We start from the raw sequence: 21,255 nt of genomic DNA, 5'->3' as shown, positions 1-21,255 counted from the left end.
CCGGGCCGGCCGGTCACCGGCTGGCGGCCGCTCACGGGCTGGCGGCGAGGAAGACGAACGCGGCCATCAGCACCAGATGCACCCCGCCCTGGAGCAGCGTCGCCCGTCCCGGCACCACGGTCAGCACACCGGCCACCACCGTCAACGCCAGCAGCGTCAGCTGGGTGCCGCCGAGGCCGAGCAGCAGCGGGCCGTCCAGCCAGATCGAGGCGATCGCGATCGCCGGGATGGTGAGGCCGATGCTGGCCATGGCCGAGCCCAACGCCAGGTTGAGGCTGATCTGCACCCGGCCCCGGCGGGCGGCGCGGGCGGCGGCCAGCGTCTCCGGCAGCAGCACCAGCAGGGCGATGACGACGCCGACGAAGGACTGCGGCAGGTTCGCCGCCGAGACCCCCGCCTCGATCGTCGGCGACACCGTCTTGGCGTCGCCGACCACGGCCACCAGGGCGACCAGCAGCAGTCCGAGGCTGAGCAGGGCGGCCCTCGTGCTCGGCGGGTCGGCGTGCCCGTCACCGTCGGCGTCGACCGGCCCCTCGGGGTCGCCGGCGGCCCGGCTGGTCGCGTCGCCCGCCCGTCCGGCGGTGCCGCCTTCGGGCTCGGCTGCGGGATCACCGGCCCGCCTGACGGGGGCGACGGTCCGAGCCGGGGCGACGGCCCGGCTGGTGGCGCCGGCGGGCCGGCCCACCGTCTCGACCGGCAGGAAGTAGTCGCGGTGCCGGCCGGTCTGCACCACCACGAAGAGCCCGTAGAGCGCGAGCGACGCCACCGCGGCGAAGGCCAACTGGTCCGGGGAGAACTCCGGACCGGGCCGGCTGGTGGTGAAGCTCGGCACCACCAGGCTCAGCGTGGCGAGGGTGGCCACGGTGGCGAGCGCACCGCCGGTCCCCTCCGGGTTGAACACGGCCACGCCCCTGCGCAGCGCCCCGAGCAGCAGGGACAGGCCGAGGATGCCGTTACAGGTGATCATCACGGCGGCGAAGACGGTGTCCCGGGCCAGTGCCTGGGCCTTGTCCCCACCGCTGACCATCAGCGTCACGATCAGGGCGACCTCGATGACCGTCACGGCGACGGCGAGCACCAGGGAGCCGTACGGCTCACCCACCTTGTGCGCCACCACCTCCGCGTGGTGCACGGCGGCGAGCACCGCGCCGGCCAGCAGGGCGGCCACCACGGCGATCACGTAGCCGGGGAGTTCGCGATTCCAGGTGACGGCCAGAACGAGGACCGCGAGCACGGGTACGACGACGGTCCAGTCGGTCAGGCGGGATCGGGTCAGCGCGCTCATCGGACAACTCTGCCAGAAAGATCCGCCGACCGCTCGTGACGTTCGTCGTTCCGTCCGTTACGGGACGCCCCGACCAAGAGGGTGGGACGGAGGCGGTCATTCCTCTCCGGAGGCCGCCGCGTCGAGCACTCGCTGGATCAACTGGGTGGTGGAGATCCCTCCCGTCCGGCGGACGTAGGCGAGTCGTCCGGACGCCGCAGCGGGCCCGTACACGAACTCGGCCCCCTCGGGCGACAGGTCGTCACCGTGCACCACGGTGCTGATCCCATGCGCGGCGAGGAACTCCGCGGTCACCCGGAACGGGGCGTCCGCGATCACCTCGTCGACGTACCGGCACGACTCGATCACGGCGACCCGCTCGGCGAGCGTCATGATGGGACGACGCTTGTACGAGGCGGCGGTGTCGTCGGACAGCACGCCGACGACCAGCCGGTCACCGTGGCGGCGGGCCTCCCGCAGGAGCGAGACGTGACCCGCGTGGAACAGGTCGCCGACCATGTCGACGTAGACCCGCGACGTGGCGGCCGTACTCGTGTCCGGGTTTCGCATGGCGACTCCAAAAGTCAGTTGACGGCATCGATATTCTGATCCTCCGTACCTTCGGCACGCCGTGGGTCGGGAGGGGCCCTGCCCTTCTCCCGACTCAGGAGCCGCAATGCGCCGGGCGCCCGCCCTCTCCTTCCTCCTCGTCACCGTCTTCCTGGACATGCTCGGGCTCGGCCTGATCGTGCCGATCCTGCCGGCCCTGCTGACGGCCGTCACCGCGGACGCCAGGTCGGCCGTCCTCTGGTCCGGCCTGATGGGCTCGACCTTCGGCCTGCTCCAGTTCGTCGTCTCACCGCTGCTCGGCCGCCTATCCGACCGGTACGGCCGGCGGCCCGTCCTGCTCGCCTCGCTGACCTGCCTCGGCGTCGACTGGCTCGCCCACGCCACGGCCTCCGGCCCCTGGCCGCTGCTGGCGTTCCACGCCCTCGCCGGGGCCTGCGCGGGGACGTACACGGTGGTCAACGCCTACATCGCGGACATCACGGAGCCCGACCGGCGGGCCGGCGCGTACGGGTCGATCGGGGCCGCCTTCGGGCTGGGCTTCGTCGCCGGACCCGTCATCGGCGGTCTGCTCGGCGCGGTCGACGTACGCCTGCCGTTCCTCGCCGCGGCGGCGCTCTCCCTCGCCAACGTCGCCTACGGCTGGTTCGTGCTGCCCGAGTCCCGCCCGGGCGACCGGACCACCCGGCTGACCCTGCGCGCGGCGAACCCGGTCGGCGCGATCGGTGCCGTCCTGCGCCGGCCGGTGCTCGGGCGGCTCGCGTACGCGCGCCTCTGCGCCGACGTCGCCCGGATGGTCCACCAGTCGACGTGGGCGTTCTTCCTCACGTACCAGTTCGCCTGGGGCACCACCCGGGTCGGTGTGGTGCTGGCCGCCGGCGCGCTCGCGGGCGCGGTCTTCCAGGCCCGGGCCGTCGGGCCGGTCGTCCGGCTGCTCGGCGAGAAGCGGGCCGCCGTGACGGGCAGCCTGGTCGGTGCGGTGTCGCTGCTGGGTACGGCGTTCGTCACCGTGCCCTGGCTCCTCTACGTCCTGGTGGCGGTCGGCGTGCTCGGCTCGGTCGCCGGGGCGGCGGCACAGTCGTGGATCTCGCGCATCGTCCGGGCAGACGAGCAGGGCGCCGTGCAGGGGGCGCTGACCGGGATCGGCGCCCTGGCGGAGACCGTGGTGCCGGTCACGGCCGGCGCGGCGTTCGGGTGGCTGCTGGCGTACGCGTCGCCAGGGTTGATCTTCGTGGCGGCGGCGGGCTGTGCGGCGCTGTCGGCGGCACTGCTGGCCGGGACGCCCGATGCCCGGCCGGTGCCGCTCCGCTAGTTCGTCGGCCGGTGCCCTCGGCTCGGGACCCCCGGGCCGAGGGCCAGGGCGCACAATGGGAGAACCGTGTACCGTCCGATCAGGAGGGATGCCAGGTGCTCAGCAGCAAGGCGTTCCTCCAAGGGGTCTTCGCCGAGACCGCGAAGGGCAACGGGCGGCCGTTCGTCGACGCGCTGGCCGACGACGTCCGCTGGACGATCATCGGGCGGACCGCGTGGTCGCGCACCTACCAGGGGAAGCGTGCCGTGCTGGCCGAGCTGCTCGGTCCGCTCGCGGAGCAGTTCGGCGGCCGTAACATCGTCAGCGCCGAGCGCTTCGTGGCCGACGGAGACGTGGTCGTCGTCGAGGCCCGCAACCACAGCGTCACGACGGCGGGTCGTCCCTACCCGAACCGGTACTGCTGGATCTTCGTGCTGCGCGACGGCAAGGTGGCCGAGGTCACCGAGTACACCGACACCCAGTTGATCGCCGAGGTGCTCGCCCCGCCGCCCGCGTCCACCTCGTAGCGCCCCGGCGGCCTGCCCGCGGACACGGAAAAGGCCAGGTGAGATTTTCTCTCACCTGGCCTTGCCCATCTCGGTCGGGGTGGCCGGATTCGAACCGACGACCTCTTCGTCCCGAAGGAACGACCGATGGTCTCGTAGCTGGTTGGCGTGGGCGGACGAGCTGCTGCGGCGGTCCGCCGGTGTCCGCCGTCGTCCGTCCATGTTCGGGTCCGTCGTCACCCAGATAGTCACCCAAGGTGCCCCCGACGCGCCCCGCAGTCGTCCGGTTTCAACCGGCGGGTGCCTCTCAGTTACGATTGGGTGCGGTGTGATCTACCGACCGCTTTTCCGGGCTGGCTCCGATTCCAGGAGGTGCTGCAGCCCCCCTGGAGGGGGTACCCGGAAGAGAGGGAACTCGATGATCACCCCAGAGGGGAAGGACCAGCGGTCCGGCTCACTCGTGAACCTGGCTTTGGCCTGCGAAGTGGTCGCCAACTTGCACGCGGCGACCGGCAGGGACGAGCCCGGACTCACCGAGCTCGTCCTGCTGGTCTTGCTGGTGCTTGTTCTCGTCAACGATGGCCGCAAACCTGGCGACGAGAACTAGTTAGCCAACTCCCGGGGCGGGGGACTGCGGCCAACTTGGCCTGGTCCCTCGCCCTTCGCTTTGAACTTCGAGTTCTAACTTCTACCAAGATAACACGCGAGATAACACGCATGAGGTTACGCGGGTTCTTACTGGTGACACGGTTGGCCTGATGCCCAGTGCCTCGTTGCTTCGTCTACTGAGATCCACCGTTGGTGAGCTTCTTGGGTTCCGCCGTTGCTGCCAGCCTTGCCATCCCGTCGGCCTTCGTCCGCACACCGTGGAGTGGGTGGGGCCTACCCGGTCAAGGTGGAGCACCCCACTGTCTGAACGACCTTGACCGGGTGGGCCCCACCTGCTCGGCTTTTGCCCGGACGGAGGTTGTCGGGATGGCGCCACCATCCCGGAGTGCCCGAGGACCCCGCCGGAGGCACTGCCCGTGCTCCGATCACCATCACAGCCCCGGCCCTACCAACGATCATGGCGGGCCGGGGCTTCTTCGCATCCTCTTCGCGCCGCCGGCGGGGCTGCTACCGCCGGGGTGCCGCCGGGCGCTTGCGCCAAGGCGGCGGGGTCCCCGAGCGGCGGCCCCGTTGGGGCCGGCCCCTGGTCGGCGGCGCGCGCGGCCTGCGAAGCGGGCCGCCTTGAAGACGTATAGAAAGTTCTCACCGAATCGCCATAGCTGCCACGCCCTCCTGGCGTTCGGCCCTCGACGGTCTTAGTCGGACTCGCGCCATGGATATCCGAGTGGAACATGAGCCAGCCTGCACCTACGCTGGCCAAGTGAGCAAGAAGCAGATCTATGTCGCCCTAACTGCCGGCGACTCCCCAGTGCTCGGCAACATCTGGCGCATCACCGCGAAGAAGACAGACTTTTATCTCGACCCTCATTCTGAGCTGGAAGCATTCCATCTTTCCGTCCACGGCCCGAACGAAGACCACCCTGCCGGTCATCGTTTCCATGTCAGGGTTGACCGAAGGGCCGCTAATGCCATCTCGGCTCGGGGTGACTTCATCAGCCACACGATCCCGCGAAAGGGCCGTCCTTTCCCGGGTCAACAACTCGGGCCGGGAGTGTTTCGCATTGCACGCATCCGCTGGATGTGGGATCTCCAGCGACCCAAGTTTCGCCAAGCTGCAGCCCTGCCCGACCCTTTACCTGAAATCACGGACGATCACTTCGGAGCCAGACTCTCCAGAATCATGGAGCCCAACTCGGCCGCCGACCTTGACCTGGTGGTGTCCTACAACGAGCCCTTCTGGCCAGATGACCGCAACTCGTTGCGCGACAACGCTCGTCTCGGCCCGCTGCGCAACGACGCCGGCATGTGGCTAACTGCCACCTCCTACAAGCGGTCCCAGGTAACTCATCCCACGCCTGAGGGGCTTCGATTACCGCTCCCTAAGCCCGGAGAAGATCCGAGCCGGATCATGGGGGGTGCACCGGAGGCTGGCGACGACGGGATGTACTGGTTCGTGGAGACGATCACCTCTCGACAGTTCATTGAGGCTTCTCGTTAGTCGGGCGGCGGGATCGAACTGGGGGGGGGGCGACGCGACTAATGCCGCGCCGGAGGCTGTCTCCACTCGTCTTCAAGAACCGCATAGAGGAGTGAGTCGCGCCACGTCCCATTGGTGAACACGTGGTGCCGGATACGGCCTTCGTACTGCATGCCGAGGCGTTCTGCCACAGCGACGGAAGCGGCGTTGTCAGGTCCGATCGCTGCGGAGATGCGGTGTAGGCCCAACTCGCGAAAGCCGAAGTCGGTCAGGGTCCTTGCCGCGTCGGTCGCATACCCGTGCCCCCACTGGTCGGCACGAATGGCGTAGCCGAGCTTCGCGGCCTTCACACCGTCGAGGCCGAGCCGAGCGAACCCGATCAGCTCGTCACTCGGCATGGTCACCGCTAGGTAGTACTCGTTGCGGGGCTCCGTCTTGGCGCGGGCCACCGCTCCCTCGATCATCGCCGTCGCGGCCTCTAGGTCCCGGTTGTCGAACGAGAGCCATTGGGTAACGCGCTCGTCGCCTACGAGGGCAAGAGAAGGGGCCGCGTCGTCGCTGCGGAACTCTCGCAGGATGACGGCGCGGCCCTTCAACGTCACGGGGTACATGCCCCGATCTTGCCCTACCTGGGAAGGGCCTTCAGCGGCGTGCTGGTGAAGTCCTCGATCTGCTGGAGCAGGTCGCGTCCCTCGGCTCCCAGCCCGGCCCGGGTGACGGCCTGGTGCACGCGCTGCACGGAGTGGATGATCCCGTTGATGCGCTGGCTCGGCGGCAGTTCGAGCACCGGCGTGACGGCCTCGACGGCGCCCTCCAGGTCCCGGGCGGCGATCCGTGCGATCGCCAGGTCCGAGTGCGATCCGGCCTGGTCACCGAAGGCCCACGCCGGGTCGTTCGGGTTGGCGTAGGCGTTGACGGCGCGGGTGGAGAAGTCGACCGCCTGGCCCGCCTCGTTGGGGAGCCAGGCCAGCGCGTCGGCGGCGTAGTAGAGCGTCCGGGGCTGATTGAACGTGCAGATGCCGCCCAGCTCGTCGACCTCGTCCGGCTCGACGCGGTTCCACGCTTCCTCTGCCGCTCGGATCGCGCTGAGGGCCTTGGCGCTGTTGCCGAGTGCCGCGTAGCCGCGGGCGGCACTGACGGGCAACCAGACGGAGGTCGTGCCGGCGGCGCTGGCGGCAATGTTGGTGCCAGCCTCCGCGTACCGAACGGCTTCGGCATAACGGCCTGCCCAATAGGCGACCATGGATTGCAGGCCGCGAAGCCAGGCGCGCAGCCCGTTGTGGTCGGCCTGGTCGGCGCAGAGCACGGCGGTGCGCGCTTGCAGCATCGCGGCGTGCGGGTCAGCGAGGTCGTGGGACGCCTTGGCCAGAAGGCCGCTCGTGACGGCGGTGAGGAAGTGCAGTTGCCTGGCCTGCTGCGGCGTCTGCCTCCGCTCCAGCAGGGCGAATAGGGTGTCCTGGGTCTCGACCATGTCGCCGAGCAGTTCGGTGAGTGGGCGCTGGGGGTAGGCCAGCGCCAGGCGCTGGACGTCGTCGCGGAGCTGCTCGACCGCCTCCGGCGTTGTGCTCTCGGCGGCGAGGAGGGTGAAGCGACGGGCTCGTTCGGCTGCCATTCTGATCAGACTCCTTTCGTTGCCGGGTGACGGCAGCACCAATGAGCCGTCGTCGGTAGCCGGCTGGGCTATGACAAGTTCCGGAGTCCAGGGCCGGAGGAGTTCTTCAAGCGGCATGCCGAACATCGCCTGTAGCGCTCGCCTCGTAGCGGGCGTTGCGCCGGCCGTACCTCGCTCGCCTCTGGCCAGTCGGCCAAGGTGGCGGGCGCTGATCGCGGCGGGTTCCTCCAGGCGGAGGAAGGCGTCGGCCATCTCCTCGTAGGTGCGTTCGCGTTGCTGGATGAGGTACTCCAGCATGGTTCGGGGTGTGCGGCGTGTGCTTACCACCTGTTCCCCTCCTCGCTCTGGGCTCCTACGTCGACGGTCGCGCATTGCACAGCGTCGCTCAACGGATGTCCTTCGGTTGTCCCTCAGTGGTCCGTCAGAGGTCCCGATCGGGACCTCGATAGGTCCTGATCGATTACGCCACTCTCAGTGTGAGCCAAAGAGGCACACCGTGACGAGCGGGTAGCGATGGGGAGGGCAGCGCCATGGCCAGTTCTCTGCTGATGCCGGCGATCGCCATGATCGCTGGGACGGCTCTGCTGAGCTTGCAGATCTACATCATGATCCGGATCAACCACGGCGCCACCCGGACCCGGCGACGGGCGATTCGGAAGCACAGCGGCAGCGGAGCAAGGGGCAGCATTCGCTACAGCGTGGGTGCTGCCCCGTCCCGTATCCTGAGCGGTGATGATTCCCGCGACCGATCCGTCCGAGCTGCCCGACGACTGGTGGACAGCGGCGGAATGCGCCGCCTACCTCGGGATCACGCGCGGCACCTGGACGGCGTACGTGGCCCGGGAGCAGGCTCCCGCCCCAGAGCGGATGTTCGGTCGGTCGCCGGTCTGGCGCCCTCGCACGGTCAAGAGCTGGGCCGCGTCGCGCCCTCGCCACAGCAAGTAGCGTCGATCCTTCCGTCTACAGCACCTGTGCTGTAAAGTCGGCCGCGATACAGCACCGATGCTGTATTTGATCCAAATAGGTGGCCCCAGCGAGTTGCACCTCGCTGAGGCCGGGCGCATCGGTTCCCCTGCGAAAGGACCACACGATGCCTGTTCAGCGTACCCGCGTCCCTGTACCTGCTGCCTCGGGTCACACCTCGGCACGCGCGGCCTCCATGCCCGTCTCAGGGTTTCCTGGCTCGCTCGTTGCTTCGACCCCTGTTGAGGCCCCCGGACCGCGACCCGTCACCAACCCTGTCCCCGCTCCGATCCCTGTCCCTGTTCCGTGCGCCGTTCCTGTCGGTCAGACGTCGGAGACGTCGGCCAAGCTGTTCCACCTGCCGACCGGCCGCGAGGCGTCGGCACCTGCCGATCTGGGCTCCCTGACCGAGTGGGAGTTGCAGGCGGTGTTCTTCGCCGCTGGTGCCCGTTGGGCCACCCACGGCAACCTGCCGTATGAGGACATGGCCCGCCTGGTGCGGGACCAGATCGAGGCCCTCGGGTGGGAGACGGTGCGGGACATCGGTGCCCGCATCAAGGCCGCCCTGGACCGCTGCCAGTGGCAGGAGTGGGAAGGGCTGCTTCCCGGTGTCGACAGTCGTGGCGACGCGATGTCAATCGCGGCGAAGTTCCGTCGCATGCACCGTCGGGTGACCCGCCCGAACTCGCTGACCGCTTGGCGGCAGGCCACCGCCGGTTCGGTGGTGGCGGCATGAGTCCGCTTCGGCTGGCCCGGTTGTCGCGGGGCTGGGAACCGACTCAACTGATCGGCCGGATGAAGATCCTGGCTGACCGGGACGGCATCACCCTGCCTCAGGTGTACCTGCTCGTGCGGCTGCTCTTCCTGTGGGAGAACCACCGCGCCCAGGTGCCCGGCTACTACGCCGGTCTGCTCACCCGCATCTACGGTGAGCTGCCCATCCCCGGCACGCGGATCGCCGCGTGACCCTGACCGCTACACCCGTGATCCCGGGCGGCACCCACCGCCCGGGACCACACCCCCACGCCCACATCGGCCGTCGTGCGGTCACCGCCGCCGAGTCGGGCTTCCAACGAGCCGCCACCGGCACCTACTTCGCGTGGCTGGACCACGTGTGGCCCGCCGCCGGCTGCACCCGCCCCGTGCGGCTGACCGGCGAGTGCGCCACCGTCAGCCCGGCCACCGGGGAACTGCTATCGCTGGCGTCGACCGACGACATGCCCGACGGGCAGATCTACAAGCCGTGCGGCAACCGCCGCGCCTCCGTCTGCCCCTCCTGCGCCGAGGTCTACCGCCGCGACGCCTTCCACCTCATCCGCGCCGGCCTCGTCGGCGGCAAAGGCATCCCCGCCAACGTCTGCGGGCACCCGGCCGTCTTCGTCACGCTGACCGCCCCGAGCTTCGGCGCGGTGCACACCCGCCGGACCAGCAAGACCGGGCAGGCCATCCCCTGCCGCCCCCGCCGCACGGAGACGCTGTGCCCGCACGGTGTCGACCTGCGCTGCGACCGGCTCCACGCCGCCGACGAGAAGGCGCTCGGGACACCGCTGTGCCTGGACTGCTACGACCACCACGCCCAGGTCGTCTTCAACAACCAGGCCGGCGAGCTGTGGCGGCGCACCACCATCGGCATCCGCCGCGAGCTGGCCAAGACCGCCCGCGCGTTCGGACTCCCCGCGGCTTCCTTCCGCCTGTCCTACGGCAAGGTCGCCGAGATGCAGCGACGCGGCGTGGTCCACTACCACGTCATCATCCGCCTCGACGGCGTCGAACCCGACTGCCCCGGCGCGGTCGTCCCCCCACCGGCTCCGCTCGGCCTGCTCGACCTCGTGGCCGCCGTCGAACACGCCGCCGCCTCCACCCGCTTCGGCACCGACGGGCACCCGCACCACCCGGCCGGCTGGCACATCGCGTGGGGCGACGAAGGCAAGGGCCGCTACGCCGACATCCGCCCGGTCCGGCTGGCTGGCGACGGCGACATCACCGACACGATGGTCGCCGCCTACCTGGCGAAGTACGCCACTAAGTCCACCGAGGCGACCGGGCACGTTTCCCGGCGGCTCACCACCGACACCGTCGACCTGTACGCCAACCCCGACGGCACCCACGCCGAACGGCTCATCGACGCCGCGTGGACCCTCGGCTGCGCTCCCGGCTGGTCGGGCCTGCGGCGGTGGGCGCACATGCTCGGGTTCGGCGGCCACTTCCTCACCAAAAGCCGCCGCTACTCGGTCACCTTCCGCATCCTGCGCGACGCCCGCGTCGTGTGGCGCCGCACCGTCGACCACGACCAGGACCAGGAGCACGACGCCGAAACGACGGTGGTCATCAACACCCTGGCCTACACCGGCTCCGGGTGGCTCACCACCGGCGACGCGCTCCTGGCCAACACCGCCGCCGCGATGGCCCGCGAGCGAGCAGAAGCTGGCCGCGAGGCCACGCGCGAACACCTCCACGGTTGACACGTACGTGTCAACGCCTCCTTGACACCTACGTGTCAAAGCCCACGACCCCTAGCAGGAAGGACCACCCCGTTTGACCGCACCCGCCATCGACGCCCCGGACCGGGCGCTCTACCGGATCACCGAGGCCATGCGACTGCTCAGCCTGTCCCGGACCGTGATCTACGAACAGATCCGCGCCGGCCGGCTGCGCACCGTCCGGCAAGGTCGCACCCGGCTCGTCCCCGCGACCGCGATCACCGCCTACGTCGACCTGCTCCAACACGAAGCCATGGAAGGAGGCACCCGATGACCACCCGCCGCGCCCGAGGAGAAGGCGGCCTGCACTGGGACGAGTCCCGGCAACGCTGGATCGCCACCGTCACCGTCGGCTACACCCCGGCCGGCAAGCGCATCGTGCGCAAAGGCAGCGGCAAGACCAAGACCGAAGCCCGCACCAAACTGCGGGAGAAGATCCGCGACTACGAAGACGGGCTCGCCATAGCCGAGCACCACTACACCGTCACCGAAGCCGTCACCGACTGGCTCACCTACGGACTCAACGGCCGATCTGATCGCACGAAGACCAAGTGCGAGATCCTGTGCCGCACCCACATCATCCCGGCGCTGGGCGCCCGGAAGCTACGCGAGCTTCGCGCCCAGGACGTCGACCGGTGGCTGACCGACAAGGCCACCACCCTCAGCACTCGCACCCTCCGCGACCTGCACGGGTGCCTTAACCGCTCGATCAATCGAGCCATGGCCCGGGACAAGGTGAAGCGCAATGTCGTCGCGCTTTGTTCCGTCCCGCGCGGCCAGGAGGGCCGGCCCTCCAAGTCACTCACTCTCGACCAAGCCAAGGCGGTCCTCGATGCTGCGGAGGGCACCCGGCTGCACGCCTACGTCGTGCTCTCGCTGCTGACCGGCGCGCGTACCGAGGAACTGCGCGCCCTGACGTGGGATCGCGTCGACCTGGACGGCCGACCCGACAGCGATCCGCCGCTGCCGCCCTCCGTGCAGGTGTGGCACTCCGTCCGGGCCGGCGGCGACACCAAGACCAAGAAGTCACGACGCACCCTGGCTCTACCTGCCCGGTGCGTCTCCGCGCTGGCTCTGCACCGCCAGCGTCAGGACCGGGAGCGCAAGACTGCCGGCAAGGACTGGCACGCGCTCGGACTGGTCTTCGCCACCACTGTCGGCACTGCCCTCGATGCGGCCAACGTCCGTCGGGCCTTCCGCCGCGTGGTCACCCTGGCCGGCATGGACCCGGCCGCCTGGACTCCTCGTGAGCTGCGGCACAGCTTCGTGTCGCTGCTCTCCGACAGCGGGGTCAGCCTGGAGGCCATCGCCGACCTGTGCGGCCACTCCGGCACCACCGTCACGGAGAAGGTCTACCGGCACCAGCTCCGGCCGGTGATGCTCCAGGGCGCGGCGGTCATGGATCGGATCTTCGCGCCGGCTGCTGAGGCGTAGTCACTCAGTTGGTCACCCAGGATGCACTAGAGGGCACATCCAACGATCGGATGTGCCCTCTCACCTGGTCGGGGTGGCCGGATTCGAACCGACGACCTCTTCGTCCCGAACGAAGCGCGCTACCAAGCTGCGCCACACCCCGAGGCGTGCCGACAAATAGTAGCCCACCCGCTCCGAAGGTCAAACTCGGTACCCCCCGGCACCGGGTTCAGCGTGGGATGAGGGTGAGCACGCTCGCCTCCGGCGGACAGGCGAACCGGATCGGCGCGGTCGGGTGGGTGCCGAGACCGGCGGAGACGTGCAGCCAGGAGTCGGATCCCGGCCAGCGGTGCAGCCCCCGGGCCATCGAGCGGGGCAGGCCGCAGTTGGTGACCAGGGCGCCGTACCCGGGCACGCAGACCTGGCCGCCGTGGGTGTGCCCGGCCAGCAGCAGGCCGAAGCCGTCGGCGGCCATCCGGTCGAGCACGGCCGGCTCGGGGGAGTGGCTGAGCGCGATGGTGACGTCGGCGGCGGGGGAGGCGGGGCCGGCGACGGCGGCGTAGTCGTCCCGTTCGATGTGCGGGTCGTCGACGCCGAGCAGTTCGACTGCCCGGCCGCCGGCCTTGACGGTGGTACGGGCGTTGTTCAGGTCGACCCAGCCGGCGCCGGTGAAGATTCCGCGCAGCTCCTCGTAGGGCAGCTCGACGCCCTCGGTGTACTCCCGGTCCGGCAGGAAGTAGGTGAACGGGTTCTTCCAGACCGGCCCGGTGTAGTCGTTGGAGCCGAAGACGAAGGCGCCGGGGAAGTCGAGCAGTGGCTGGAGGGCGCGCAGCACGCCGGGCACGGCGGCGGGGTGCGCCATGTTGTCCCCGGTGACCACCACCAGGTCCGGGTCGAGGGCGGCGAGCGAGGCCACCCAGTCCTGCTTGCGCCGCTGGTCGGGCATCATGTGCAGGTCGGACACGTGCAGGATGCGCAGCGGTTCCGCGTCCGCCGTGAGCACCGGCACGTCGTACCGGCGCAGGGTGAACCTGTTGCGTTCGACGAGCGAGGCGTAGGCGAGGGTGGCCGCGCCGGTGACGGCGGTGGCGGTCGCGAGTCGGAATAGTGTGCGCTTTCGCATGGCGTTCAGGGTAGTTTGACCGACCATGAGCACGCTGAAGGACCGTCTCACCGCCGACATGCGCGCAGCCCTCAAGGCGCGCGACGAACTGACCACCTCCACGCTGCGGATGGCGCTGGCCGCCGTGGGCACCGCCGAGGTCGCCGGCAAGGCCAAGCGCGAGCTCACCGACGACGAGGTGCTCGCGGTGCTGACCAAGGAGGCGAAGAAGCGGCGGGAGGCCGCCACCGCCTTCGCCGACGCCGGCCGGACCGAGCAGGCCAGCAAGGAGACCGCCGAGGGCGAGGTGCTGGAGCGCTACCTGCCGAAGCAGCTCTCCGACGACGAGCTGGCCGAGCTGGTCGCGGGGGCGCTCGCCGCGGGCGGCTTCACCGGCAAGGCGCAGATGGGCCCGGCCATGAAGGCGGCCCAGACCGCGGTGGCCGGCCGGGCCGAGGGGGGTCGGGTCGCCGCCGAGGTACGCCGGCAGCTCGGCCTGTAACTTTCCGGGTACGCGAAACGGGCGGGCTCCCCTCGCGGGGTGCCCGCCCGTTTCTCGGCGGTGGACCGGTCAGCCGCGCGGCCGGCCCGGCTTGGTGGGCTTCGACGGCGGTGGCGGCGGGACCACCGTGGTGCCCGGCAGCGGCGGCGTGGGCGTCGGCGTGCCGGCGCTCACCAGGATGGTGACCACCCCGCCCTTGGTGGACCTGCCGTCCGGGCTCGTGCCGGCGGCGGTGTTCTTGCCGCAGCTGGACGGCACCGGCACCCCGGCCACCACCGGCTGGAAGCCGGCGTCGCGCAGCTTGGACTTCGCGGCGTCGATCGGCAGGCAGGTCACCCCCGGGACGGACTTCAGATCACCGACGATGATCTTGCCGGTCGGCGGCGTCCATTCCTGGCGGGGCTTGCCCTTCATGGCGTCCCGCAGGGTCTCCATGACCGGCGGGTTGATGCCGGTGGGCTCCTTGTGGCCCATCTTCTGGTTGGTCTGCGGCCAGTCCGGGTCGGCCATGATGCCGGCCACCGCGTACTGCCGGGTCATCGCGACCAGGGCCGACGTCTTGTCCGAGTCCGTGGTGCCCGACTTGCCGGCCACCGGGGCCTTGACGATGCCCTTGGTCTCCCGGGCGGTGCCGTTGCCGCCACACTTCGAGGTGGAGGAGTGGTCGCCCACCGGGCAGCGCGCCGCGTCGACGGCGGCCCGGGCCACCTCGGTGCTGATCCGCTGCTCACAGCTCGGGTTGGCGATGTCGAGCTTCTTGCCGTCCGGGCCCTTGATCTCCTGCACCGGGATCGGATTGCAGTACTTGCCGTCCGCGGCGAGCGTGGCGTACGCGTTGGCCAGCTCCAGCGGGGTGGTCTGGGACACGCCCAGGGTGAACGCGCCCCACTGGTTGGCGCCGCCCTCCCTGGTGGCCCGTCGGGCGTCGCCGCTGTCCCGGAAGGTGATGCCGAGCTTCTGCGCCACCTTGATCACGTTCTCGGCACCGACCTCCTGCTCGAGGGCGACGAAGAAGGTGTTCACCGACTTGCCGAAGGCGCTCCACATGGTGTGCACGCCGGCCATGCTCTTCACCGAGTTGGTGGGGCAGTAGAAGTGCGTGCCCTTGCAGGCCGCCGGGCTGCCCTTCTGGATGATGTAGTTCGACTGGAACTGCTCGGGGGCGTCGAAGGTCCGGCTGAGCGGGATGCCCTTCTCCAGCGCGGCGACCATGGTGAACATCTTGAACGTCGAGCCGGCCTGGTAGCCCTTGATGTCGCCGCCGCCGGTGAGCAGCGGAACGACCGTGTTCGGGTAGTTGCCCCGGATCTTCTTCTTGGCCTTAGCCGGGTCGCTGGAGATCTTGTTCTGCGGGCGGCTCGGGTTGTCCAGCTTGAAGTTCCGGTTGACGGAGAGCGCCCGGACCCGGCCGGTGCCCGGCTCGACCACGGCGACCATCCGGGCCGCCTTGCTGTTCACGCCCAGGTTCCGCCGGACCGCGGCGTCGGCGCCGTCCTGCGCCTGCGGGTCGAGCGTGGTGACGATGGTGTAGCCACCGCTCTTCAGTCGCCGCTCACGGTCGTAGGTGGTGGAGCCGAACGTCTCCTGCGCCATCCACCAGCGGTAGAAGTAGTCGCAGAAGAAGCCCCAGCCCTTCTTGTTGGTGGAGACGCAGCCGTTGGGGGTGCGCTTGTCCTTGACCACCATCTTGGCGGCGAGCGCCTTGTCCGCCTCGGCCTGGGTGATCGCCTTGGTGATCACCATGTTCCGGATGACGTAGTTGCGCCGGTCGAGGGCGAGCGGGTAGCCGGCCTTGGTGGTCGGGTCGTTGGTGGTCGGCGCCTTGACCATGCCGGCCAGCATCGCCGCTTCCTCGATCTTCAGCTTGCCCGGCGGCTTGCCGAAGTAGACCTGGCTGGCGGCGTAGATGCCGTACGCGCCGTTGCCGAAGGAGGCGATGTTCAGGTAGCGCTCCAGGATCTCGTCCTTGGAGAGCTCCTTGTCGATCTGCAGGGCGTAGCGCATCTCGCGCAGCTTGCGGGCGCTGGTGTCCTCGGTGGCGGCGACCACGTCGGCCGGGTGGGTCGCGGAGTAGGCGATGGCCAGCCGGACGTACTGCATGGTCAGGGTGGAGGCGCCCTGCCGGCCGGCGGTGCCGGACTGGTTGTTGACGAACGCCCGGGCGACGCCGTTGAGGTCGACGCCGTTGTGCTTGTAGAAGTCGTGGTCCTCGGCGGCGACGATCGCGGCGCGCATGTACGGCGAGATCTGCTCGAACTTCACGTTGCGCCGGTTCTCGTCGTACATGGTCGCCAGGGGGGTCTTGCCGTCCTTGGCGAGCAGGTAGCTGATCTGCGGCGCCTGAGCGACGGTCAGCTCTCGGGGCAGCGCGGCGAACGTCTCCGCGCCCGCCTTGGCCGCCAGTCCGGACATCGCCACCGCGGGGAAGGCGGCCGCAGCGACCACCACACCGGCCAACAGGCCACAGATGAGTAGCGATGCGGCGTTGGCAAAGATGTTGTGGTCACGTTTCCGCATCCAGGTCACCTCGACAGGGTACGCGAGTAGGGAACGAGGGGCGCTGGGGCGTTCTTTCCCCATTTCCTGCGCGCGCCGGCCTCGTTGTGCTAAACGCACGACCCCTGGTGCGTGGTTGCGTGTGACCTGCCGGCAAGTTTCCTCCGGACGGGGGAGCCGCGCGGCGTTTTCACGGACTCCGAAGGGGTACGCGGCCGGCGAAGGCCCGGGAAGCCGGGAGTGTCCGGAATGATGGATTTCGCCGACAACGTTGCGTAATCAGGCGACTACAGAGCATGATGATGGCGCGACAGAGCCAGACGTCGTCCGTGCCGCCCTGGGGAGGCCGGCCGGACGACCGGGGGGAGATCGACGGCTGGTCGCACGAGGTCGGTAGGTACTGCAAGGGGGGACGTGTACAGATGGGCATGATCACTGACTGGCCGTCGCTGGCGGCATGTCAGAACGGGGACCCGGACGCGTTGTTCGTACAGGGCGCCGAACAGAACGTGGCGAAGAGGATCTGCCGGAGCTGCCCAGTTCGGTACGAGTGCCTGGCCGACGCGCTCGACAACCGTATCGAGTTCGGCGTGTGGGGTGGCATGACCGAACGCGAGCGCCGCGCTCTGCTGCGCCGGCACCCGCAGGTCACCAGCTGGCGCAAGATGTTCGAGGCGGCCATGAGGAAGAACGGCAAGGAGAAGTCCGGCGGCAAGGACAAGGTCCTGGTGCCCACCGGCTGACCCGGTTCACGGCCGGCTGATCGCCGCGCCGATCGTCCGCAGCCCGTCGACGTCGTGCACGTCGGCGGGCTGCGCCGTCACCGACACCGCCGGCACCGCCGGGAACGCCTCGGTGAACCGGGCGGCCACCCGCTGCTCCCGGGCCGCCAGCTGCATCAGCTCGGCGTGCGCCCGCAGCACCTCCGCGACGCCCTCGTGGTCGCCCAGCCCGTCCAGGCGCTCCGCGGCGGCCAGGCTCTTCGCCGCGTCCAGCGTGGCCGCCGGCCGGTGCACCCGGTTGAGCACCAGACCGGCCAGCGGCATGCTCTCCTCGCGCAGCCGGCCGGCGAAGTACGCCGCCTCCCGGACCGCGTCCGGCTCCGGGGCCGCGACCAGCAGGAAGGCCGTCTCCCGGGCCTGGAGGATGCGGTACGTCTGCTCGGCCCGCTGCCGGAACCCGCCGAACATCGAGTCCAGCGCGGCGACGAACCCGGACAGGTCGGTGAGCAGTTGCGCGCCGATCACCTTCTGCACCACCTTGGAGAACATCCCGAACGAGGCGGTGACGAAGCTGAACATGCTCCGCCCGCCGGTACGGGCCGGCGCGAGCAGCAGCCGCAGCATCCGCCCGTCCAGGAAGCGGGAGAGCCGGGCCGGCGCGTCCAGGAAGTCCAGCGCGGAGCGCGACGGCGGGGTGTCCACCACGATCAGGTCCCACTCGCCCCGGGCGTGCAGCTGGCCCAGCTTCTCCATCGCCATGTATTCCTGCGTGCCGGCGAAGGTGGAGCTCATGGCCTGGTAGAAGGGGTTGGCGAAGATCTCCGCCGCCTTCGCCGGATCGGTGTGCTGGAGCACCACGTCGTCGAAGGTGCGCTTCATGTCCAGCATCATGGCGTGCAGCTCGCCGCCGGTGGCCTCGACGTCGATCCCCTTGACCTGGCGCGGGGTGTTGTCCAGCTCGCTCAGCCCCAGCGACTGGGCCAGCCGCCGGGCCGGGTCGATGGTGAGCACGACCGTACGCCGGCCGTGCTGCTCGGCGGCGCGCAGCGCGAGCGCCGCGGCGGTGGTCGTCTTGCCCACCCCACCCGCGCCGCAGCACACCACGATGCGCACGCCGGGGTCGGCGAGGATCTGGTCGACGTCCAGCTGCGGCGCCGCGTCTTCGGAAGGCACCAATCGAGCGTATCGGGCCGTCCGGCGTCGCGCGCCGTGCCGACCGCAGGTGTGAGTCAATCCGCCCGGACGAGGGCCTCCGCGAGCGTCGCCAGCCCGGCCCGGTCGACCCCGTCCGGCAGCAGCGGCAGCTCGGTCACCGGCCGCCCCAACTCGGTCAGGTCGGCCCGGAGCGTCTCCTCCAGCTCCCGGCGGACCGCCTGGTCCCGCGCCTCGGCGTGCAGGCCCCGCACGGTGGCCCGGTCCGCCGGCAGGCCGGCGGCGAGCAGGCCCCGCTCCAGCTCGTCCCGGGTGACCGCCCGACCCGCCGGCAGCGGCTCCCGGGTCGCGTTGACGATCACCCGGCCGACCGGGAACCCCAGCGTGGTCAGCTCGGCGATGGCGTCGACGGTCTCCTGGACCGGCATCTCCTCCAGCAGCGTCACCACGTGCACGGCGGTGATCGGGGAGCGCAGCAGCGCCGAGACGCCCTCGCTCTGGCTCTTGATCGGACCCACCTTGGCCAGCCGGGCCGTCTCGGCGGTGACGTTGAGGAAGCGGCCGATCCGCCCGGTCGGCGGCGCGTCGAGCACCACCGCGTCGTACGCCCGACGCTGGCCGGTCGTACGGGTGGTGGCCTCCTTGACCTTGCCGGTGAGCAGCACGTCCCGCAGGCCGGGGGCGATCGTGGTGGCGAAGTCGATGGCGCCGAACTTGCGCAGCGCCCGGCCGGCCGCGCCGAGCTTGTAGAACATGTCGAGGTATTCCAGGAGGGCCTCCTCGGCGTCCACCGCCAGGGCCCGTACCTCCCCGCCGCCCGGGGCGTCGGTGAGGTGCCGCTCCTCGTAGGGCAGCGGGTCGACGCCGAAGAGCTGGGCGATGCCCTGCCGCCCCTCCACCTCGACCAGCAGCGTGCGCCGCCCACCGGCGGCCAGCGCCAGGGCCAGCGCCGCCGCCACGCTGGTCTTGCCGGTGCCACCCTTGCCGGTCACCACGTGGAGGCGCGCCGGCCATCCCGTACCGGCCGGGTCGGCCGGCCGCTCAGCTGCTCGCACCCGTCGAGCCTATCCACCCCGGCGGGTCAGCCGACCTCGCAGACCCACCAACCGGTCTTCCGGACCACGGTGAACCGCAGGTCCTGGTCGGCGACCCGCTCGTCCGCGGTGGTCACGGTGACCTTGGTGGTGACGGTCGCCCGGTCGCCGGTCTCGTTGTCCACCTTCGGGGTGGTCCACCGGAACCGCGGCTCACGGTAGGTGTCGACGTACCGCTGGACCTCGGCGACCTTGGCGGCGATCCGCTTCTCGTCGCGGCTCGACGAGCAGACCAGCGCGGTTGCCCGGGACACGCTGCGCTGCTGGTAGACGGCGGTGAGGAAGTCGTCGACGGCGACCGCCGGCTCGGTCGCCCCGGTGCCGTCCTCGGTGTTCCGCAGGGTCAGGAACGCGGCGGTGCCACCGCCCCCGCAGAGCAGCAGGGCGGCGACGAGCGCGAGGGAGGCGATCAGCCGGCCGCGGGGTCGCCGGCCGACCGGCGGCGGGGCGGCAGCGTGCTGCGCCGGCCCGGCGGCGCCGATCGGTGCGTGGCTCACCCGGGAAGGGTATCCGTCGATGGACCGGGTGCGGGGGGTCGGCGATCCTCCGCGCTCCCCGGCGCTGGCCGGTTATCTGTCGCATATGTGACTCGAAGTGATCGTCCGTGCGCGTCCTGTGCCGTCTTGTCGGGAATCAGACCTACATTCTGGGCCGGTGGGGGGACCGGTCCGGCGGCGACGCCGCTCCGGACGGCCAGTTCGACAGGTACGACGCCGGAGGCAGCGCATGCGCGACGCGGACAACATCCCTCGAGCCCACTTCCCGTCCGGGGACCGCTCCCGGCGAGGTGCGGCCGCCACGGAGGGGCCCTACAACGAGCGGTCGTACCGGCGGTGCGCCGAGCCGGCCGCCGAGGTGCTGCGCGGGCTGCCCTGGCCCGCCGGCCGCGGCCGGGAGGACGAGGAGCCCGGCTACGTCATCCACCTCCAGATCCGGGTGGCCGACCTGGCCGCGGCGACCGCGTTGGCCGGCACGGTGGCGGTGTCGCTGGGCTTCCTGCCCGAACTCGACGCCGGCGAGACCACCGTCTCCACCGCCGACGACCAGAACAACCGGCACCGGGTCTTCTGCGACCTGCCGCTGCCCGACCGCTCCCGCTGCCCCCAGCCGTACGACCACAAGGGCAGCTGCGGGGAGCTGCCGGTGCCGCCCGAGCAGCGTCCCGCACCCCGCCCGGCCACCGGACCGTAGGCTGTCGTCGGAACAGTCCACGTCAGGCAAGGGAGCCTTCCACCGATGCAGAAGTGGGAATACGCCACGGTCCCGCTGCTGGTCCACGCGACCAAGCAGATCCTCGACAATTGGGGCGAGGACGGCTGGGAGCTGGTCTCCGTGGTGCCCGGTCCGAACCCGGAGCAGCTGGTGGCCTACCTCAAGCGGCCGAAGGGCTGAGCACCATGAGCGAGCGCAGCGAGCGAATCATCGGGCTCAGCGCGTCGGTGCCTCATGGCGCCACCGAGCGCAGCGAGGGGGCGGCATGAGCAACGGACCTCACGCGAAGCTGGCCGAGCTCGGCCTGACCCTGCCCGACGTGGTGCCGCCGGTCGCCAGCTACGTGCCGGCGGTGCAGTCCGGGCAGCACGTGTACGTCTCCGGTCAGCTGCCGATGGCCGAGGGCAAGCTGCTCGCCACCGGCAAGGTGGGCGCGGGCGTCTCCGCCGACCAGGCCAAGGACCTGGCGCAGCGGTGCGCGCTGAACGCCATGGCTGCGGTCGACTCGCTGGTCGGCCTGGAGAACGTCATCAAGATCGTCAAGTTGACCGGATTCGTGGCCAGCGCGCCCGGCTTCACCGGCCAGCCCGGCGTGATCAACGGCGCGTCCGACCTGTTCGGAGCCGTCTTCGGTGAGGCCGGCCGGCATGCCCGCAGCGCCGTCGGCGTCTCCGAGCTGCCGCTGGACTCGCCGGTCGAGGTCGAGGTCATCGTCGAGGTCGCCTGACCCCGCCGTCACCCTCCGTCCCCGCGATCTTGCCCCGGGCGGCCCGACGAAAGCCCTGAACGGGCA

Annotated in this window: 23 protein-coding genes and 1 tRNA gene; 14 read left to right on the top strand and 10 right to left on the bottom strand. The window is 70.4% G+C overall.

Features of this window, described 5'->3' with window-relative positions:
- Positions 1-31 precede the first annotated feature (31 nt).
- The gene (locus GA0074704_RS01590) at positions 32-1,285 is read right to left on the bottom strand and encodes a calcium:proton antiporter (protein WP_172880339.1); all 1,254 of its coding nucleotides are present in this window, start codon (positions 1,283-1,285) and stop codon (positions 32-34) included.
- A gap of 96 nt (positions 1,286-1,381) precedes the next feature.
- Positions 1,382-1,834 carry an adenylyltransferase/cytidyltransferase family protein gene (locus GA0074704_RS01585; RefSeq protein ID WP_157743571.1) on the bottom strand — a complete coding sequence of 151 codons (453 nt, stop codon included), beginning with the start codon at positions 1,832-1,834 and terminating at the stop codon, positions 1,382-1,384.
- 106 nt (positions 1,835-1,940) lie between these two features.
- Here GA0074704_RS01585 and GA0074704_RS01580 point away from each other — a divergent pair, with 106 nt between their 5' ends.
- The 4 genes from GA0074704_RS01580 (at position 1,941) to GA0074704_RS28655 (ending at position 5,735) form a co-directional block, all read left to right on the top strand.
- Positions 1,941-3,143 (top strand): MFS transporter, encoded by a 1,203-nt coding sequence (locus tag GA0074704_RS01580; protein ID WP_088968844.1) that lies wholly within the window; start codon positions 1,941-1,943, stop codon positions 3,141-3,143.
- Positions 3,144-3,238: 95 nt separating this feature from the next.
- Positions 3,239-3,649, top strand: a complete 411-nt coding sequence (locus GA0074704_RS01575; RefSeq protein WP_088968843.1) for a nuclear transport factor 2 family protein — start codon at positions 3,239-3,241, stop codon at positions 3,647-3,649.
- Positions 3,650-4,046: 397 nt separating this feature from the next.
- Entirely contained in the window at positions 4,047-4,235 is a 189-nt protein-coding gene (locus GA0074704_RS01570) for a hypothetical protein (RefSeq protein WP_088968842.1), read from the top strand.
- Positions 4,236-4,997: 762 nt separating this feature from the next.
- Positions 4,998-5,735, top strand: coding sequence for a hypothetical protein (locus GA0074704_RS28655; RefSeq protein ID WP_157743570.1), 738 nt, complete (start codon positions 4,998-5,000; stop codon positions 5,733-5,735).
- A 38-nt stretch (positions 5,736-5,773) separates the two neighbouring features.
- Here the strand turns inward: GA0074704_RS28655 and GA0074704_RS01560 are convergent, their stop codons facing one another.
- Positions 5,774-6,325, bottom strand: coding sequence for a GNAT family N-acetyltransferase (locus GA0074704_RS01560; protein ID WP_088968840.1), 552 nt, complete (start codon positions 6,323-6,325; stop codon positions 5,774-5,776).
- 14 nt (positions 6,326-6,339) lie between these two features.
- Positions 6,340-7,623: an XRE family transcriptional regulator gene (locus GA0074704_RS01555; RefSeq protein ID WP_231926723.1), complete on the bottom strand. Its 1,284-nt coding sequence runs from the start codon at positions 7,621-7,623 to the stop codon at positions 6,340-6,342.
- A 1,093-nt stretch (positions 7,624-8,716) separates the two neighbouring features.
- Here GA0074704_RS01555 and GA0074704_RS01545 point away from each other — a divergent pair.
- The 5 genes from GA0074704_RS01545 to GA0074704_RS01525 all read left to right on the top strand — a co-directional run bounded on the left by GA0074704_RS01545 (position 8,717) and on the right by GA0074704_RS01525 (position 12,203).
- Positions 8,717-9,025 carry a hypothetical protein gene (locus GA0074704_RS01545; protein WP_088968839.1) on the top strand — a complete coding sequence of 103 codons (309 nt, stop codon included), beginning with the start codon at positions 8,717-8,719 and terminating at the stop codon, positions 9,023-9,025.
- Positions 9,022-9,255 carry a hypothetical protein gene (locus tag GA0074704_RS01540; RefSeq protein WP_088968838.1) on the top strand — a complete coding sequence of 78 codons (234 nt, stop codon included), beginning with the start codon at positions 9,022-9,024 and terminating at the stop codon, positions 9,253-9,255. Before GA0074704_RS01545 ends, GA0074704_RS01540 begins: the two co-directional genes overlap by 4 nt.
- Complete coding sequence (locus GA0074704_RS01535; protein ID WP_231926722.1) at positions 9,252-10,751, top strand: replication initiator; 1,500 nt, start codon at positions 9,252-9,254, stop codon at positions 10,749-10,751. The genes GA0074704_RS01540 and GA0074704_RS01535 overlap by 4 nt, the downstream gene beginning before the upstream one ends.
- A gap of 73 nt (positions 10,752-10,824) precedes the next feature.
- A complete protein-coding gene (locus GA0074704_RS01530) occupies positions 10,825-11,043 on the top strand; it encodes a helix-turn-helix domain-containing protein (protein ID WP_088968837.1) in 219 nt (72 codons plus the stop codon).
- Complete coding sequence (locus GA0074704_RS01525) at positions 11,040-12,203, top strand: site-specific integrase (RefSeq protein WP_088968836.1); 1,164 nt, start codon at positions 11,040-11,042, stop codon at positions 12,201-12,203. The genes GA0074704_RS01530 and GA0074704_RS01525 overlap by 4 nt, the downstream gene beginning before the upstream one ends.
- 65 nt (positions 12,204-12,268) lie before the next feature.
- Here the strand turns inward: GA0074704_RS01525 and GA0074704_RS01520 are convergent.
- Both GA0074704_RS01520 and GA0074704_RS01515 read right to left on the bottom strand, forming a co-directional pair.
- Positions 12,269-12,345, bottom strand: a tRNA-Pro gene (locus GA0074704_RS01520).
- A gap of 66 nt (positions 12,346-12,411) precedes the next feature.
- Entirely contained in the window at positions 12,412-13,305 is an 894-nt protein-coding gene (locus tag GA0074704_RS01515) for a metallophosphoesterase (protein ID WP_088968835.1), read from the bottom strand.
- Positions 13,306-13,330: 25 nt separating this feature from the next.
- Between GA0074704_RS01515 and GA0074704_RS01510 the strand changes: the two genes are divergently transcribed.
- Positions 13,331-13,786, top strand: coding sequence for a GatB/YqeY domain-containing protein (locus GA0074704_RS01510; RefSeq protein ID WP_088968834.1), 456 nt, complete (start codon positions 13,331-13,333; stop codon positions 13,784-13,786).
- A 69-nt stretch (positions 13,787-13,855) separates the two neighbouring features.
- Here GA0074704_RS01510 and GA0074704_RS01505 read toward each other — a convergent pair whose 3' ends face one another.
- Positions 13,856-16,303: a penicillin-binding protein gene (locus GA0074704_RS01505; protein WP_088973372.1), complete on the bottom strand. Its 2,448-nt coding sequence runs from the start codon at positions 16,301-16,303 to the stop codon at positions 13,856-13,858.
- A 401-nt stretch (positions 16,304-16,704) separates the two neighbouring features.
- Here GA0074704_RS01505 and GA0074704_RS01500 point away from each other — a divergent pair, with 401 nt between their 5' ends.
- Entirely contained in the window at positions 16,705-17,025 is a 321-nt protein-coding gene (locus GA0074704_RS01500) for a WhiB family transcriptional regulator (RefSeq protein WP_088973371.1), read from the top strand.
- Positions 17,026-17,031: 6 nt separating this feature from the next.
- On the opposite strand, the gene GA0074704_RS01495 is transcribed toward GA0074704_RS01500, so the two are convergent.
- The 3 genes from GA0074704_RS01495 to GA0074704_RS01485 are packed head-to-tail and all read right to left on the bottom strand — an operon-like array spanning position 17,032 to position 19,747.
- On the bottom strand, positions 17,032-18,180 hold the full coding sequence (locus tag GA0074704_RS01495) for an ArsA family ATPase (RefSeq protein WP_172880336.1): 1,149 nt from the start codon (positions 18,178-18,180) through the stop codon (positions 17,032-17,034).
- Between the two features lie 53 nt (positions 18,181-18,233).
- On the bottom strand, positions 18,234-19,211 hold the full coding sequence (locus GA0074704_RS01490) for an ArsA-related P-loop ATPase (RefSeq protein ID WP_088968832.1): 978 nt from the start codon (positions 19,209-19,211) through the stop codon (positions 18,234-18,236).
- A 26-nt stretch (positions 19,212-19,237) separates the two neighbouring features.
- Entirely contained in the window at positions 19,238-19,747 is a 510-nt protein-coding gene (locus GA0074704_RS01485) for an Rv0361 family membrane protein (RefSeq protein ID WP_377470402.1), read from the bottom strand.
- Between the two features lie 229 nt (positions 19,748-19,976).
- On the opposite strand from GA0074704_RS01485, the gene GA0074704_RS01480 reads away from it, so the two are divergent.
- The 3 genes from GA0074704_RS01480 to GA0074704_RS01470 all read left to right on the top strand — a co-directional run bounded on the left by GA0074704_RS01480 (position 19,977) and on the right by GA0074704_RS01470 (position 21,189).
- Positions 19,977-20,441: a hypothetical protein gene (locus GA0074704_RS01480; protein ID WP_088968831.1), complete on the top strand. Its 465-nt coding sequence runs from the start codon at positions 19,977-19,979 to the stop codon at positions 20,439-20,441.
- 45 nt (positions 20,442-20,486) lie between these two features.
- A complete protein-coding gene (locus GA0074704_RS01475) occupies positions 20,487-20,642 on the top strand; it encodes a DUF4177 domain-containing protein (protein ID WP_013289021.1) in 156 nt (51 codons plus the stop codon).
- A gap of 85 nt (positions 20,643-20,727) precedes the next feature.
- Positions 20,728-21,189 carry a RidA family protein gene (locus tag GA0074704_RS01470; RefSeq protein WP_088968830.1) on the top strand — a complete coding sequence of 154 codons (462 nt, stop codon included), beginning with the start codon at positions 20,728-20,730 and terminating at the stop codon, positions 21,187-21,189.
- The last annotated feature ends 66 nt before the right edge of the window (positions 21,190-21,255 follow it).

It is taken from the genome of Micromonospora siamensis (genome assembly GCF_900090305.1).
Taxonomy (GTDB): domain Bacteria; phylum Actinomycetota; class Actinomycetes; order Mycobacteriales; family Micromonosporaceae; genus Micromonospora; species Micromonospora siamensis.
The sequence above is the reverse complement of the archived record's forward strand: the minus strand, read 5'-3'. Positions and strand labels throughout refer to the sequence as shown.

What these genes read in the sequence shown, in the direction of transcription:
- GA0074704_RS01500 (WP_088973371.1), top strand. Translation starts at nt 16,705, where the DNA reads ATGGGCATGATCACTGACTGGCCGTCGCTGGCGGCATGTCAGAACGGG.
- GA0074704_RS01505 (WP_088973372.1), bottom strand. Translation starts at nt 16,303, where the DNA reads ATGCGGAAACGTGACCACAACATCTTTGCCAACGCCGCATCGCTACTC.
- GA0074704_RS01475 (WP_013289021.1), top strand. Translation starts at nt 20,487, where the DNA reads ATGCAGAAGTGGGAATACGCCACGGTCCCGCTGCTGGTCCACGCGACC.
- GA0074704_RS01570 (WP_088968842.1), top strand. Translation starts at nt 4,047, where the DNA reads ATGATCACCCCAGAGGGGAAGGACCAGCGGTCCGGCTCACTCGTGAAC.
- GA0074704_RS01555 (WP_231926723.1), bottom strand. Translation starts at nt 7,623, where the DNA reads ATGCTGGAGTACCTCATCCAGCAACGCGAACGCACCTACGAGGAGATG.
- GA0074704_RS01580 (WP_088968844.1), top strand. Translation starts at nt 1,941, where the DNA reads ATGCGCCGGGCGCCCGCCCTCTCCTTCCTCCTCGTCACCGTCTTCCTG.
- GA0074704_RS01540 (WP_088968838.1), top strand. Translation starts at nt 9,022, where the DNA reads ATGAGTCCGCTTCGGCTGGCCCGGTTGTCGCGGGGCTGGGAACCGACT.
- GA0074704_RS01525 (WP_088968836.1), top strand. Translation starts at nt 11,040, where the DNA reads ATGACCACCCGCCGCGCCCGAGGAGAAGGCGGCCTGCACTGGGACGAG.
- GA0074704_RS01480 (WP_088968831.1), top strand. Translation starts at nt 19,977, where the DNA reads ATGCGCGACGCGGACAACATCCCTCGAGCCCACTTCCCGTCCGGGGAC.
- GA0074704_RS01585 (WP_157743571.1), bottom strand. Translation starts at nt 1,834, where the DNA reads ATGCGAAACCCGGACACGAGTACGGCCGCCACGTCGCGGGTCTACGTC.
- GA0074704_RS01590 (WP_172880339.1), bottom strand. Translation starts at nt 1,285, where the DNA reads ATGAGCGCGCTGACCCGATCCCGCCTGACCGACTGGACCGTCGTCGTA.
- GA0074704_RS01470 (WP_088968830.1), top strand. Translation starts at nt 20,728, where the DNA reads ATGAGCAACGGACCTCACGCGAAGCTGGCCGAGCTCGGCCTGACCCTG.
- GA0074704_RS01560 (WP_088968840.1), bottom strand. Translation starts at nt 6,325, where the DNA reads ATGTACCCCGTGACGTTGAAGGGCCGCGCCGTCATCCTGCGAGAGTTC.
- GA0074704_RS01510 (WP_088968834.1), top strand. Translation starts at nt 13,331, where the DNA reads ATGAGCACGCTGAAGGACCGTCTCACCGCCGACATGCGCGCAGCCCTC.
- GA0074704_RS01515 (WP_088968835.1), bottom strand. Translation starts at nt 13,305, where the DNA reads ATGCGAAAGCGCACACTATTCCGACTCGCGACCGCCACCGCCGTCACC.